The organism is Stutzerimonas sp. Brlt_14, assembly GCF_051948915.1.
GTDB classification, from domain to species: Bacteria; Pseudomonadota; Gammaproteobacteria; order Pseudomonadales; family Pseudomonadaceae; genus Stutzerimonas; species Stutzerimonas stutzeri.
Genome location: NZ_JAYJLM010000001.1, coordinates 714,272 through 727,966 on the forward strand (window position 1 = coordinate 714,272; position 13,695 = coordinate 727,966).

Annotated in this window: 13 protein-coding genes and 1 tRNA gene; 7 read left to right on the top strand and 7 right to left on the bottom strand. The window is 64.9% G+C overall.

Annotated elements, in window-relative coordinates; genetic code table 11:
• The first annotated feature begins 173 nt into the window (after positions 1-173).
• Both VF716_RS03470 and VF716_RS03475 read left to right on the top strand, forming a co-directional pair.
• Entirely contained in the window at positions 174-1,370 is a 1,197-nt protein-coding gene (locus VF716_RS03470; RefSeq protein WP_019406720.1) for an amino acid aminotransferase, read from the top strand.
• Positions 1,371-1,469: 99 nt separating this feature from the next.
• Positions 1,470-1,545 (top strand) — tRNA-Asn (locus VF716_RS03475).
• Positions 1,546-1,652: 107 nt separating this feature from the next.
• Here VF716_RS03475 and VF716_RS03480 read toward each other — a convergent pair.
• Together VF716_RS03480 and grxD are read right to left on the bottom strand one after the other, a co-directional pair.
• On the bottom strand, positions 1,653-2,015 hold the full coding sequence (locus VF716_RS03480) for a VanZ family protein (RefSeq protein WP_020306992.1): 363 nt from the start codon (positions 2,013-2,015) through the stop codon (positions 1,653-1,655).
• A 192-nt stretch (positions 2,016-2,207) separates the two neighbouring features.
• Positions 2,208-2,534 (bottom strand): Grx4 family monothiol glutaredoxin, encoded by a 327-nt coding sequence (gene grxD / locus VF716_RS03485; protein WP_011914097.1) that lies wholly within the window; start codon positions 2,532-2,534, stop codon positions 2,208-2,210.
• Positions 2,535-2,808: 274 nt separating this feature from the next.
• Between grxD and argF the strand changes: the two genes are divergently transcribed.
• Positions 2,809-3,729 carry an ornithine carbamoyltransferase gene (argF, locus tag VF716_RS03490; RefSeq protein WP_013983610.1) on the top strand — a complete coding sequence of 307 codons (921 nt, stop codon included), beginning with the start codon at positions 2,809-2,811 and terminating at the stop codon, positions 3,727-3,729.
• A complete protein-coding gene (locus tag VF716_RS03495) occupies positions 3,726-4,823 on the top strand; it encodes an ABC transporter ATP-binding protein (protein WP_041755634.1) in 1,098 nt (365 codons plus the stop codon). The genes argF and VF716_RS03495 overlap by 4 nt, the downstream gene beginning before the upstream one ends.
• On the opposite strand, the gene tadA is transcribed toward VF716_RS03495, so the two are convergent.
• The 5 genes from tadA to VF716_RS03520 form a co-directional block, all read right to left on the bottom strand.
• Positions 4,820-5,302 carry a tRNA adenosine(34) deaminase TadA gene (gene tadA / locus VF716_RS03500; RefSeq protein WP_049325165.1) on the bottom strand — a complete coding sequence of 161 codons (483 nt, stop codon included), beginning with the start codon at positions 5,300-5,302 and terminating at the stop codon, positions 4,820-4,822. The genes VF716_RS03495 and tadA overlap by 4 nt on opposite strands.
• Positions 5,303-5,321: 19 nt before the next feature.
• Positions 5,322-6,692 (bottom strand): multicopper oxidase family protein, encoded by a 1,371-nt coding sequence (locus VF716_RS03505; RefSeq protein WP_011914101.1) that lies wholly within the window; start codon positions 6,690-6,692, stop codon positions 5,322-5,324.
• A gap of 110 nt (positions 6,693-6,802) precedes the next feature.
• Positions 6,803-8,383 (bottom strand): glutamine-hydrolyzing GMP synthase, encoded by a 1,581-nt coding sequence (guaA, locus tag VF716_RS03510; RefSeq protein WP_011914102.1) that lies wholly within the window; start codon positions 8,381-8,383, stop codon positions 6,803-6,805.
• Positions 8,384-8,499: 116 nt separating this feature from the next.
• Complete coding sequence (gene guaB, locus VF716_RS03515; protein ID WP_013983621.1) at positions 8,500-9,969, bottom strand: IMP dehydrogenase; 1,470 nt, start codon at positions 9,967-9,969, stop codon at positions 8,500-8,502.
• A 126-nt stretch (positions 9,970-10,095) separates the two neighbouring features.
• Positions 10,096-10,647, bottom strand: a complete 552-nt coding sequence (locus VF716_RS03520; RefSeq protein WP_106442164.1) for a sugar ABC transporter ATPase — start codon at positions 10,645-10,647, stop codon at positions 10,096-10,098.
• A 130-nt stretch (positions 10,648-10,777) separates the two neighbouring features.
• On the opposite strand from VF716_RS03520, the gene xseA reads away from it, so the two are divergent.
• The 3 genes from xseA (at position 10,778) to VF716_RS03535 (ending at position 13,634) form a co-directional block, all read left to right on the top strand.
• Entirely contained in the window at positions 10,778-12,154 is a 1,377-nt protein-coding gene (gene xseA, locus VF716_RS03525; RefSeq protein WP_011914105.1) for an exodeoxyribonuclease VII large subunit, read from the top strand.
• A 93-nt stretch (positions 12,155-12,247) separates the two neighbouring features.
• Complete coding sequence (locus VF716_RS03530; protein ID WP_125856588.1) at positions 12,248-13,072, top strand: M23 family metallopeptidase; 825 nt, start codon at positions 12,248-12,250, stop codon at positions 13,070-13,072.
• A 19-nt stretch (positions 13,073-13,091) separates the two neighbouring features.
• The gene (locus VF716_RS03535; protein WP_014597381.1) at positions 13,092-13,634 is read left to right on the top strand and encodes a hydrolase; all 543 of its coding nucleotides are present in this window, start codon (positions 13,092-13,094) and stop codon (positions 13,632-13,634) included.
• The last annotated feature ends 61 nt before the right edge of the window (positions 13,635-13,695 follow it).

A 13,695-nucleotide genomic window follows, 5' to 3' on the forward strand; every position in this document is an offset into this window, starting at 1 on the left:
AAACCGCCCATCCGCCGGCGGGCAAAACGCACCAAAAGGCCGCAGAAAACCTCGGTAGCATATCGCAGGCGCCAGGCATGACCGCTATACTACCGCCCCGTTTGCGCATCACCCTGCGCGCCGACGCGAGGGTGGTGAAATCTGTCACTCCTTCTCTTTCGAGCCCCCTCACCATGAGTTTGTTCTCTGCTGTCGAAATGGCGCCGCGCGATCCTATCCTCGGCCTCAATGAAGCCTTCAACGCCGACACGCGGCCGAACAAGGTCAACCTCGGTGTCGGTGTCTACTACAACGAAGAAGGTCGCATTCCGCTGCTGCGCGCCGTGGCCGAGGCCGAGCAGGCACGCATCGCTGCCCATGCGCCGCGCGGCTACCTGCCGATCGAAGGGATCGCCGCCTACGACAACGCGGTGCAGAAGCTGCTGTTCGGCAATGACGCGGCCCTTATCGCCGAAGGCCGCGTGGTCACGACCCAGGCACTGGGTGGCACCGGAGCTCTAAAGGTCGGCGCCGACTTCCTCAAGCGTCTGCTGCCCGATGCCGTTGTCGCGATCAGCAACCCGAGCTGGGAAAACCACCGCGCGCTGTTCGAATCGGCCGGCTTCCCGGTTCAGAACTACCGCTACTACGATGCCACCAGCCACGGCATCGACCGCGCCGGCCTGCTGCAGGACCTCAATGAGCTGCCAGCGCGCTCCATCGTCGTGCTGCATGCCTGCTGCCATAACCCGACCGGCGTCGACCTGAACCTGAACGACTGGAAGCAGATCCTCGAGGTGCTGCGCGCCCGGGATCACGTGCCGTTCATCGACATCGCCTACCAGGGCTTCGGGGACAGCATCGAGGAAGATGCCGCCGCCGTGCGCCTGTTCGCCGAGTCGGGCATGACCTTCTTCGTATCCAGCTCGTTCTCAAAATCCTTCTCTCTGTACGGCGAGCGGGTCGGCGCCCTGTCGATGGTCACCCAGAGCCGCGACGAGTCGGCGCGCGTGCTGTCGCAGGTCAAGCGGGTGATCCGCACCAACTACTCCAACCCGCCGACCCACGGTGCCACCGTGGTCGCCTCCGTGCTCAACAGCCCGGAACTGCGCGCCATGTGGGAAGCCGAGCTGGGCGAGATGCGCAGCCGAATCCGCGAGATGCGCCTGGGTATGGTCGAGCAACTGGCAGCCAAGGGCGCGAAAGTCGACTTCAGCTTCGTCGCGGCGCAACGCGGCATGTTCTCCTATTCGGGCCTCACTGCCGAACAGGTCGAGCGCCTGCGGGTCGAGTTCGGTGTCTATGCCATCAGCACCGGCCGCATTTGCGCCGCAGCGCTGAACCGCAACAACCTGGGCACCGTCACCGACGCCATCGTCCAGGTGCTCTGAGCCGACGCACCGGGGCCACGGCGCACCTCGCGTCCGGCCCCGGCGCACTGCTGGAGGGGTTGACTTCTCCTTTCCAAACAGTAGGATACGCACCGTTGTTCCGCGATAGCTCAGTCGGTAGAGCAAATGACTGTTAATCATTGGGTCCCTGGTTCGAGTCCAGGTCGCGGAGCCAAATTCAAGAACCCAGCCAGCGCGCTGGGTTTTTTATTGTCTGCTGGGCTCTCACCAGGGACTATGGCTCCTCTCATACAGAAGTGGAGCGCAGCGCTTGCAGCCGACTCACTCGGGCACCGGAGTACCCATCCGCTGGCGCCACCAGCCTTGCGCGAGCATCCAACAGCACCAGCCGGAAATCACGCCAAGCACGTTCGCGACCATATCCCAGCGCGAGGCGGTGCGATGCGGCAGCATGCCCTGTGCCATCTCGATGCCCAAGGCCGCCGCGAGCGTTAGGCCGACACCCCAGAAGATCGGCAGCCGAGGAAACGCCAGCCGCAGGGTGAAGACCAGTGCTGCGAACCCCATCATGTGATGCAGCTTGTCCTGCTGGCTGAACAGTTGGGGCACGGGCTCGGGTTTGAGACCTGCAAACAGAACGACCGCCAACACGATCAGAAAAGGCAACACTCGCAAATAGGGCATACGGCGGAATTTCTCACTCGGAAGACTGATTGATGGTGGGCGAGGCCCTTGCCGCGATCTCTGACCGGCAAATGGCAACAAAGGTCAGTGGAGCGGCTCGCTGTCCTTTTACCGGATATCTCTGCCTCCCAAAAAAAAGCCCGCATCCATGGATGCGGGCATTCACTGGCGCGCTGTTGCGGCGCCTGAAACTCAAGCCTCGGTCTTGCCTACCGCGGACTTGATCAGGGTCTGCAATTCGCCCTTCTCGAACATCTCGAGAATGATGTCGCTGCCGCCGACCAGCTCACCGTTGACCCATAGCTGGGGGAAGGTCGGCCAGTTGGCATAGATGGGCAGGTTGGCGCGGATTTCGGGGTTCTGCAGGATGTCGACGTAAGCGAACTTCTCGCCACAGCCCATTACCGCCTGGGTCGCGCGGGCGGAGAAGCCACACTGCGGCGCATTGGGCGAGCCCTTCATGTACAGCAGCACCGGGTTGTTGGCGATCTGCTCTTTGATGGTTTCGATGATATCCATGGACTACCTCGGCTAGACACGGTTGCCGGGCATTGTACCGGAAAACCTCTCGGAAAGCCGAGTGCGAGACTCGGCTATGTTGCCGCGCAAAGGCCGTCATTACTGACATTCAGCCCTGCCAGGCCCCTGGACCGAGGATTTGCGCCTGTGCTTGCTTTCTGGATAAGATCGCGCCTTTCCCGTTTCGTCGCTCCCCGTGCGACTCCCCAGTCGTCGGTCCCCTTTTCTGTCGAAAATCCTCGGATCGCGCGCTGCGGCAATAAAGGTAGTTGATATGAGCGCAAGGCATTTTCTCTCACTGATGGACTGCACGCCCCAGGAGCTGAACAGCCTGGTCCGCCGCGGCATCGAGTTGAAGGATCTGCGCAAGCGCGGCGTCCTGTTCGAGCCCTTGAAGAATCGCGTGCTGGGCATGATCTTCGAGAAGGCCTCGACCCGCACCCGACTGTCCTTCGAAGCCGGCATGATCCAGCTCGGCGGCCAGGCGATCTTCCTTTCCCCGCGCGACACCCAGCTTGGCCGCGGCGAGCCGATCAGCGACTCGGCCATCGTCATGTCGCGCATGCTCGACGCGGTGATGATCCGCACCTTCGCCCATTCGACCCTGACCGACTTCGCCGCCAACTCCAGCGTACCGGTGATCAACGGTCTGTCCGATGACCTGCACCCCTGCCAGCTGATGGCCGACATGCAGACCTACCACGAACACCGCGGCAGCATTGCCGGCAAGACGGTGGCCTGGATCGGCGACGGTAACAACATGTGCAACACCTATATAGAAGCGGCCATCCAGTTCGACTTCCGGCTGAAGGTCGCCTGCCCCGAAGGCTACGAACCCGACGCCGAGCTGCTGGCACGCGCCGGCGAGCGTGTGCAGGTGCTGCGCGACCCACGCGAGGCAGCGGCGGGCGCCAACCTGATCAGCACCGACGTCTGGGCATCCATGGGCCAGGAAGATGAAGTGGCCGCGCGCCTGGCCACCTTCCGCCCCTATCAGGTAAACCGCGCGCTGCTCGACTGCGCCGCCGCGGACGTGCTGTTCATGCACTGCCTGCCGGCCCACCGTGGCGAGGAAATCAGTCACGATCTGCTCGATGACCCCCGCTCGGTCGCTTGGGATCAGGCCGAGAACCGCCTGCACGTGCAGAAGGCACTGCTGGAGTTTCTTGTCGAGCCGGCCTATCACCACGCATGAAACCTGAACTGCCGCTGCTACAACTGCGCGACCTGGCCTGCGGCTATGGTGAGCAGAGCATCGTTCAGCATCTCAACCTGCACCTGAATCGCGGCGACATCGGCTGCCTGTTGGGCCCGTCCGGCTGCGGCAAGACCACCACGCTGCGCGCCATCGCCGGCTTCGAGCCCGTGCACCAGGGAGAGATCCAGCTAGCCGACACCGTCATTTCCCGTGCCGGCTTCACCCTGGCGCCGGAGAAGCGCCGCATCGGCATGGTGTTTCAGGATTACGCCCTGTTTCCGCACCTTACCGTGGCGGAGAACATCGCTTTCGGTATCCGCAAACAGCCCGATTGCGCGCGCATCGTCGACGAAATGCTCGAGCTGGTGCACCTGAGCGCGCTCGGCAAGCGCTATCCCCACGAGCTCTCCGGCGGTCAACAGCAGCGTGTGGCGCTGGCCCGGGCACTGGCGCCGGAACCGGCGTTGCTGCTGCTCGACGAGCCCTTCTCCAACCTCGATGTAGAGCTTCGTCGGCGCCTCAGCCACGAGGTGCGCGAGATCCTCAAGGCGCGCAAGACCAGCGCCATTCTGGTCACCCATGACCAGGAAGAAGCGTTCGCCGTCAGCGATCAGGTCGGCGTGTTCAAGGATGGTCGACTGGAGCAGTGGGACACGCCGTTCAACCTCTACCACGAACCGCTGACGCCCTTCGTCGCCAGCTTCATCGGTCAGGGTTATTTCATTCGCGGGCAACTGCTCGACCCGGAAACCGTGCAGACCGAACTCGGTCCTATTCGCGGCAACCGTGCCTACAACTGGCCAAGCGGAAGCTCGGTGGACGTACTGCTGCGCCCGGATGACATCGTCTACCGCCCGGACAGCCCGTTGCGTGCACTGATCGTCGGCAAGACCTTTCTCGGCGCGTCCACGCTGTACCGACTGCAACTGCCCACCGGCAACCAGCTGGTGGCGATCTTCACCAGCCATGCCGACTACCCCACCGGACAGGAAGTCGGCATCGCCATCGCCGCCGACCATCTCGTCATCTTTCCGGCACAGGGCAGCGTTGCCGCCCACGAAACGCTGCAGCCGGCAACGGCGGCGCGCTAGCCCTTCTGCCGGCGCTGGCGAAAGAACTCGCTGAGCACCGTCCCGCACTCCTCGGCCAGCACGCCACCTTCGACCAGTACCCGGTGGTTGAGAAAGCCCTGATCGAAGAACTGACCACGACTGACAACCACGCCGGCCTTCGGCTCGGTGGCACCATAGACGACTCGCTGAACGCGCGAATGCACGATCAGCCCGGCGCACATGCTGCACGGCTCGAGCGTCACGTAGAGCGTACTATCGGGTAGCCGATAGTTCTGCAGCGCCTGCGCGGCAGCACGTATGGCGACCATCTCTGCATGAGCACTGGGGTCGTGGCGCGAAATCGGGCAATTGAAGCCGCGCCCGACGATCTGCCCCTCATGCACCAGCACAGCCCCCACCGGCACTTCGCCCAATGCGGCACCCTGCGCTGCCAGCGCCAGTGCTTCGCGCATGAACCGCTCGTCCTGGCTGCGATCGATGATCAGCGGTTTCCTCACGACTGCGCCCTACCCTGTTTCATACCACCTCGATTGCCGCCATCAGTCCGGTTTCCATATGGTCGATGACATGGCAGTGGAACATCCAGGTGCCCGGATTATCGGCGACCAGCGCGATGCGTGCCGTCTCGTTCTTGCCCAGCAGGTAGGTGTCGGTGAACCAGGGGTCGATCTTGCGTCGGTTGGACGAGATCACCTGGAAGGTCATGCCGTGCAGGTGGATCGGATGCTGATACTGACTGAGATTGCGCAGCTCGAAGATGTAATGGCCATCCTTCTTCAGCGTCGCGATCGGCCGTTCGGCGCAGCTCTTGTCGTTGATGTCCCACGCCTGGCCGTTGATCTGCCAGAACGTGTAGGCCGCCCCCTGCTCGACATCTGCCGACAGATGGCCAGCCCACTCGAAATTGAAGCGCAGCGTCTCGGCCCGCTGCAGGTCCGGCACCGCGACCGGGTTGGCCGGCAGCGCCGGCGGCCAGTCGCCAGCAGTTTCGTCATGGGCCACCGCGCGCAGCGTCGCCAGCCGCAACGGGCCGTTGCGCAAGGACAGCTCGGTGCCCGCCTGTGGCACCTTGAGCGCGAGGTCGATGCGCATGCCCGGGCCGAGCCAGTATTCCTTGCCCAGCGGACGCGGCGCGACCGGATGGCCGTCGAGGGCATAGACGCGCGCGTCGCCGTCCGGCAGGTTCAGTCGATAGGTCAGCGTATTGTCGAGATTGAGCACGCGCAGCCGTACAACCTGCCCGGCCGGCAGATCCAGCAACGGGGCATGTCTGCCATTGACCGTCGACAGCACCCCGGGTGTGCCTCCGCGGGCCGCCTCGCGGGGCACGCTGAACTCGGTGAAGGCGCCCTGCTTGTCGATGTGCCAGCTCTTCAGATTGAGCGTGCGCTCGTGATGGAAGCCGCTCGGCTCACGCTCCTCGACGATCAGCGGGCCGACCAGCCCGCGTCCCAGCTGCGCGGCGCTGGTGGTGTGCGGGTGATACCAGAAGCTGCCGGCGTCGTGCAGCTGGAAGCGATAGTCGAAGAATTCGCCGGGCAGGACCGGCAGCTGCGACACATAGGGCACGCCGTCCATTTCCAGTGGCAGACGGATGCCGTGCCAGTGAATGGTGGTGGGCTCCGGCAGCTGATTGATGAAGCGCACGCGCAACCAGTCGCCCTGGCGGCCGCGCAGCTCCAGGCCGGGCGCCTGCCCGCCATAGGCCCACGCCGGCGTAACGTGACCGGGCACCAGCTCGACATCCAGCGGCGCGGCGATCAATTCGTAATCATGGGTGGTGACATCGACCGGGCGACCGAGCCAGTAGCGCACGCCACTGCCGGCCAGGCCAACGACACCGAGGCCGGCCAGGCCGGCGAGAAACTGTCTACGGGTAAAGGACATTGCATGGGCTCCAGCCAGTCCGAATTCATGGGCCCATCAGGCTCGACGCGCCTCTCTGCGGAGGCTGCGAATAGCATGAGGGCAGCCTGGGCTGCCCTCATTGCTTCAGATCATTCCCACTCGATGGTGGCCGGCGGCTTGCTCGACACATCGTAGGTGACGCGGGAAATGCCTTCGATTTCGTTGATGATGCGGTTGGACACCTTCTCCAGCAACTCGTATGGCAGGTGCGCCCAGCGCGCGGTCATGAAGTCGATGGTTTCCACCGCGCGCAGCGCGACGACCCAGGCATAGCGGCGGCCGTCGCCGACCACGCCGACCGACTTCACCGGCTGGAACACTACGAAGGCCTGGCTGACCTTGTGGTACCAGTCGGCGTTGCGCAGTTCGCTGATGAAGATGTCGTCGGCGCGACGCAGCAGGTCGGCGTATTCCTTCTTCACCTCGCCAAGGATACGCACGCCCAGGCCCGGGCCCGGGAAGGGGTGGCGGTAGACCATGTCGTAGGGCAGGCCGAGTTCGAGGCCGATCTTGCGCACTTCGTCCTTGAACAGCTCACGCAGCGGCTCGACCAGCTTGAGGTTCATCTCTTCCGGCAGGCCACCGACGTTGTGGTGCGACTTGATCACATGAGCCTTGCCGCTCTTGGCGCCTGCCGACTCGATGACGTCGGGGTAGATGGTGCCCTGGGCGAGGAACTGGATGTTCGGCAGTTTGCTGGCCTCGGCATCGAACACGTCGATGAAGGTGCGGCCGATGATCTTGCGCTTCTTCTCCGGGTCCGCCTCGCCTTCGAGGTTGCCTAGGAACTGCGCCTCGGCATCGGCACGGATCACCTTGACGCCCATGTTCTCGGCGAACATGGCCATCACCTGGTCACCCTCGTGCAGGCGCAGCAGGCCGTTGTCGACGAATACGCAGGTCAGCTGGTCGCCGATCGCCTTGTGCAGCAGCGCCGCGACCACCGACGAATCCACACCGCCGGAGAGGCCGAGCAGCACGTTGGCGTCGCCGACCTGGGCACGCACCTGGGCGATGGCGTCCTCGACGATGTTCGACGGGGTCCACAGTGCTTCGCAGCCGCAGATTTCCAGGATGAAGCGCGACAGGATGCGGCCGCCCTGGCGGGTGTGGGTCACTTCCGGGTGGAACTGCACACCGTAATAGCCGCGGGCATCGTCGCCCATGGCGGCGATCGGGCAGCTTGGGGTGCTGGCCAGGATATGGAAGCCGGCCGGAATCTCGGTGACCTTGTCACCGTGGCTCATCCACACGTCGAGACCGAACACGCCATCGTCGTCCATGTGGTCTTCGATGCCGTCGAACAGCCGGGACTTGCCCACCAGATCGACGCGGGCATAGCCGAACTCGCGCACGTCCGAGCCCTGCACCTTGCCGCCGAGCTGCTCGGACATGGTCTGCATGCCGTAGCAGATGCCGAACAGCGGCACGCCCAGGTCGAACACCGCCTGCGGTGCACGCGGGCTGCCCGCTTCATGAACGGACTCAGGGCCGCCTGCGAGGATGATCCCGCGTGGCGCGAAGGCACGGATGTCGTCCTCGCTCATGTCCCACGGATGCAGCTCGCAGTACACGCCGATCTCGCGCACGCGGCGGGCGATCAGCTGGGTGTACTGGGAACCGAAGTCGAGAATCAGAATGCGGTGAGCGTGGATGTCAGGATGAGACATGGAGCCTTCCTTCGGAAAGAGCTTGAAGCTGAAAGCCGAAAGCTGGAAGCGCAGACCGGATCGTGCAATGTCCGGTCTCCACCTTCCAGCTTCCAGCGCCTGTCAATCGAGGCTTATCAACCGACGCGGTAGTTCGGCGCCTCTTTGGTGATCTGCACGTCGTGCACGTGCGATTCGGCCATGCCGGCACCGGTGATACGCACAAACTGCGGCCGGGTGCGCATCTCGTCGATGGTGGCGCTGCCGGTGTAGCCCATGGAAGCGCGCAGGCCACCCATCAGCTGATGGATGATGGCCGACAGCGAACCCTTGTACGGCACACGACCTTCGATGCCTTCGGGTACCAGTTTCTCGGCACCGGCGGACGAGTCCTGGAAGTAACGGTCCGAGGAGCCCTGGGCCTGGGACATGGCTCCCAGCGAACCCATCCCACGGTAGGCCTTGTAGGAGCGGCCCTGGAACAGTTCGATCTCGCCCGGCGCTTCCTCGGTACCGGCGAACATCGAACCCATCATTACTGCGTTGGCACCAGCGACGATGGCCTTGGACAGGTCACCGGAGAAGCGGATGCCGCCGTCGGCGATCATCGGCACGCCGGTGCCTTCCAGCGCGGCGGAAACGTTGGCGATGGCGGAGATCTGCGGCACGCCGACGCCAGCGACGATGCGGGTGGTGCAGATCGAGCCCGGACCGATGCCGACCTTGACCGCGTCGGCGCCAGCCTTGACCAGGTCCAGCGCGGCTTCGGCGGTGGCGATGTTGCCGCCGATCACCTGCACCTGCGGGAAGTTCTCCTTCACCCAGCGCACGCGATCGATCACGCCACGGGAATGGCCATGGGCGGTATCCACCACCACCACGTCGACGCCGGCCGCAGCCAGCGCCTCGACGCGGTCACCAGTGTCGGCGCCGGTACCGACCGCCGCGCCGACGCGCAGGCGGCCCTGGCTGTCCTTGGAGGCCAGCGGGTAGGTCTTGGCCTTCTCGATATCACGGAAGGTCACGAGGCCGCGCAGGTGGAAGTTGGCGTCGACCACCAGCATCTTTTCGATGCGGTGCTTGTAGAGTTCGGTCTTGATTTCTTCCAGGCCGGTGCCTTCGAGCACGGTGACCAGCTTTTCCTTGGGCGTCATGATAGCCGCGACGGAATCACCGGCGTTCGGCGTGAAGCGCAGGTCACGACCGGTGACGATGCCCACCAGCTCTTTGCCGGATACCACCGGGAAGCCGGAGAAGCCCAGTTCATGGGCCTTGCGCAGCAGCTCGCTGATCTTGGTTTCCGGGGTGACGGTGACCGGGTCGTGGACGATGGCAGTCTCGTGGCGCTTGACCTTGCGCACCTCGGCGGCCTGCTGCTCGATGCTCATGTTCTTGTGGATGATGCCAATGCCACCTTCCTGCGCCATGGCGATGGCCAGGCGGGCTTCGGTGACGGTGTCCATGGCAGCGGAAACCAGCGGAATGTTCAGCTCGATTTCGCGGGTCAGGCGGGTCTTGAGGCTGACATCCTTCGGCAGAACCTCGGAATATCCCGGGATCAGGAGAACATCATCGAAAGTCAGGGCTTCTTGGCTGATACGCAGCATGGCGGGGGCTCCCAGGCGGGAAAAAGGAAGCGCGGCATTATACCCACGCACCCCCTTGCGCTCAATGCGGATGTGAGCGACGGCACGAACGGCGGCAGGCACAGCCTCGCCGGAGTGACCGACCGGTCACGGCCGATCGATCACCAGCGCCACGGCAAACCCCAGGCGCTCGGCGAACTCGTCGAGAAACGCCTGAGTGAAACCGGCCTCGCCCCAGCCATTGAAGATGAAGCCCAGGTTGGAGAAGGCACACGCCGGGATGAACAGGAAGCCGTTGATGTCGTCCTCGTGGCCGCATTCCGGGCAGGTGAAATTTTCGGTCTGCCGCGGCATCCACTCGTCCAGGCTTTCGAACAGCGCCTCGCCGATTTCACGCCGGCACTCGGGGCAACCGGCTTCCTCGGCGAAGCCCTGCGTCGGGGTATAAATGCAGCGCTTGGTGACCACCTCAAGGCCGTTGATGGCCTCGCCAAAGGGCAAGCGCTCCGGATGCTGCACGACGCTGCGCGCGCCGGAAGCGATGGCGTAGCCCATGCCGCCAACACCGCGGCCACAGGTGGTCGGCAGCGACTCGACGATGCGCCGCTCGGCCAGCCAGCGCAGGATCATCCGCGCCTTGGCTTCGTGCGCTGGGAACGTGGAAATGCGCGGCACGATGATGGCTTGACTGTGGCTCATGACGGCTCGGAACCGGAGATGGGGAAAGGCCGCGCAGCTTAGCGCCGCCCGTTGGCTGGTCAAGGCCCGCTGGACGGACGCCAAGCAGATTCGGTTTCCGCTTGGCCGCGCGCGGCTTATCATCGCCGCCATGCTCAAAGATCCCTTCCAGCGCCTCAATCTCGATCGCGAAGTGCTGACCGTCAGTCAGCTCAACGGTCGCGCCCGCCTGTTGCTCGAGGACGTGTTCGCCCAGGTCTGGGTCGAAGGCGAGATTTCCAACCTCGCCCGCCCCGCCTCCGGCCACGTCTATTTCACCCTCAAGGACAGGAACGCCCAGGTGCGTTGCGCCCTGTTCCGCCAGAATGCCGCGCGGGTACGTCAGGCACTGCGCGACGGCCTGGCGGTGCGGGTGCGTGGCAAGGTCTCGCTGTTCGAAGGCCGTGGCGACTATCAGCTGATCCTCGACATGCTGGAGCCGGCCGGCGACGGCGCACTGCGCCTGGCCTTCGAAGCGCTGAAGGAAAAGCTCGCCGCCGAAGGCCTGTTCTCCGCCGAGCGCAAGGCCGCCCTGCCCGCTCATCCGCGGCGCATCGGCATCGTCAGCTCACCGACCGGCGCAGTGATCCGCGACATCATCTCGGTGTTCCGCCGCCGCGCACCGCAGGTGGAGCTGACGCTGATCCCCACCGCCGTGCAGGGCCGCGAAGCCACAGGGCAGATCGTCCGTGCGCTGCAGCTGGCGGACGCCCAGGGCTTCGACGCCCTGATCCTCGCCCGCGGCGGCGGCTCGCTGGAAGATCTCTGGTGCTTCAACGAGGAAGCCGTGGCGCGTGCGGTGGATGCCTGCGTCACGCCGATCGTCTGCGCGGTTGGCCATGAGACCGATGTGTCCATCGCCGACTTCGTCGCCGATGTGCGCGCCCCGACGCCGTCCGCGGCGGCAGAGCTGCTGGCGCCTAGCAGTGCCGATCTGCAGCAGCGGCTGAACGGCCTGCAGCAACGGCTGGTACTGCGCATGCGTGATCGCCTGCACCGCGACGCCATGCGCCTGGACGGCCTGACCCGCCGCCTGCGCCATCCCGGCGAGCGTCTGCAGCAGCAGGCCCAGCGTATCGATGACCTGGAGCAGCGCCTGCTGCGGGCCCTGGACCGCCGCCTGTGCAGTGGCCAGGAGCGCCTGGCCCGACTGGAAACACGCCTGGCCGCGCAGCATCCGGGGCGCACGCTGAATCTGCTGCGCCAGCGCCTCGACCATCTGTCCTCGCGCCTGCCGCGGGCGATGCAGGCCAATATTAAAGGCCGCCGCCAGCAGCTGCAGGGCCTGGCCCAGACGCTCAACGTGGTCAGCCCGCTGGCCACGCTCAGCCGCGGCTACAGCATCCTGCTCGACGACCGCGGCCAAGCGATCCGCAGCGCCAGCCAGACGCAACCCGGCCAGCGCCTCAAGGCCAGGCTCGGCGACGGCGAGCTCGACGTACGCGTGGAGGACAATCATCTGCAACCGGTCACCCTGCCGCTGCTCTAAGCAAGCCGAGCCGGCAATCTCCTGACATTCTTGGCCCTTTCTCTTGCCGGAGGTTTACGCGAGGATGGGCCGTTTCCTGCAACGGACCCATCCATGTCTCGCGTCTTCGCCCTGCTGTTCGCCCTCTCCCTCGCATTGCCTGCCCACGCCGAAGGCTTCATCACCCGCCTGCTGAACAAACCGGTGCCCGGCGGCGTCGCCGTGATCGAACTCGGCAACGGCCCCAGCGCACCGCAGGCCCGCTATCAGGGCAAGCCGACCCTGGTGGTGCGCGAGGATGGCGAGCGCTGGATCGCCATCGTCGGCATCCCGCTGTCGGCAAAGGCCGGCCCCCAGCAGCTGGAGATCGATGGCCGCAGCACCAGCTTCCAGGTTGGCAACCGCGACTATCGCGCGCAGCACATCACCCTGAAGAACCAGCGTCAGGTCAACCCGAACCCCGCAGACCTCAAGCGCATCGAGCGTGAACTGGATGAGCAGAACCGCGCCTACCGGCAGTTCAGCACCCGCCAGCCGAGCAATCTGTTGTTCGACCGCCCGGTGGACGGCCCGCTGTCCTCGCCGTTCGGCCTGCGCCGTTTCTTCAACGGCGAGGAGCGCAACCCGCACTCGGGCCTGGATTTCGCCGCCAAGACCGGCACGCCGATCAAGGCGCCGGCGGCCGGCCAGGTCATACTCACCGGCGACTATTTCTTCAACGGCAAGACCGTGTTCGTCGACCACGGTCAGGGGCTGATCAGCATGTTCTGTCACCTGTCCGAAATCGGCGTGAAGGTCGGCGATCAGCTGGCGCGCGGCCAGGTTCTAGGCAAGGTCGGCGCGACCGGCCGTGCCACCGGCCCGCACCTGCACTGGAACGTCAGCCTGAACGACGCCCGTGTCGATCCGGCGATCTTCATCGGTGCCTACAAACCCTGAACCACGAGGAAGCACAGCGATGCGCATCAAGGCAACGGATTCCACCCTGTTGATCGTCGACATCCAGGAGCGCCTGTTTCCGGTGATCCTGGACGCCGCCGCGATGGCCGAACACACCGCCTGGCTGCAACAGGTGGCCAAGCGGGTCGGCGTACCGGTACTGCTGACCGAGCAGTACAGCAAGGGCCTCGGCCAGACCATCGCCGCGCTGCGCGACGGCGTGGAAGACAGTGCGATCCTCGAGAAGCTGGACTTCTCCGCCGCTGGCGACGGTGAGCTGTTCAAGCGCCCCGGTGGTGAACGTCGCCAGTTCGTCGTCTGCGGCTGCGAGACCCACGTCTGCGTGCTGCAGACGGTGCTCGACCTGCGTGCCCGCGGCAACGAGGTGTTCGTCGTCGAAGAAGGCGTCAGCTCACGCCGCGCCAGCGACAAGGCCCTGGCCCTGGAACGCATGCGCCAGGCCGGTGCGCAGATCGTCTCGCGGGAGATGGTCGCCTTCGAGTGGATGGAACGCGCCGGCACCGAGCTGTTCAAGAGCATCAGCCGCGAGTTCATCCGCTGAGCCGGACGCTGCGAACCGACGGGCCGCGACCACCGTGCGTTGCTGAGGTCGCGCCCGACCT

Excerpts from the sequence above, each read along its gene's own strand:
- VF716_RS03530 (WP_125856588.1), top strand. The coding sequence starts at position 12,248 with ATGTCTCGCGTCTTCGCCCTGCTGTTCGCCCTCTCCCTCGCATTGCCT.
- VF716_RS03520 (WP_106442164.1), bottom strand. The coding sequence starts at position 10,647 with ATGAGCCACAGTCAAGCCATCATCGTGCCGCGCATTTCCACGTTCCCA.
- VF716_RS03470 (WP_019406720.1), top strand. The coding sequence starts at position 174 with ATGAGTTTGTTCTCTGCTGTCGAAATGGCGCCGCGCGATCCTATCCTC.
- VF716_RS03505 (WP_011914101.1), bottom strand. The coding sequence starts at position 6,692 with ATGTCCTTTACCCGTAGACAGTTTCTCGCCGGCCTGGCCGGCCTCGGT.
- grxD (WP_011914097.1), bottom strand. The coding sequence starts at position 2,534 with ATGGATATCATCGAAACCATCAAAGAGCAGATCGCCAACAACCCGGTG.
- VF716_RS03480 (WP_020306992.1), bottom strand. The coding sequence starts at position 2,015 with ATGCCCTATTTGCGAGTGTTGCCTTTTCTGATCGTGTTGGCGGTCGTT.
- guaA (WP_011914102.1), bottom strand. The coding sequence starts at position 8,383 with ATGTCTCATCCTGACATCCACGCTCACCGCATTCTGATTCTCGACTTC.
- VF716_RS03535 (WP_014597381.1), top strand. The coding sequence starts at position 13,092 with ATGCGCATCAAGGCAACGGATTCCACCCTGTTGATCGTCGACATCCAG.
- argF (WP_013983610.1), top strand. The coding sequence starts at position 2,809 with ATGAGCGCAAGGCATTTTCTCTCACTGATGGACTGCACGCCCCAGGAG.
- VF716_RS03495 (WP_041755634.1), top strand. The coding sequence starts at position 3,726 with ATGAAACCTGAACTGCCGCTGCTACAACTGCGCGACCTGGCCTGCGGC.
- xseA (WP_011914105.1), top strand. The coding sequence starts at position 10,778 with ATGCTCAAAGATCCCTTCCAGCGCCTCAATCTCGATCGCGAAGTGCTG.
- guaB (WP_013983621.1), bottom strand. The coding sequence starts at position 9,969 with ATGCTGCGTATCAGCCAAGAAGCCCTGACTTTCGATGATGTTCTCCTG.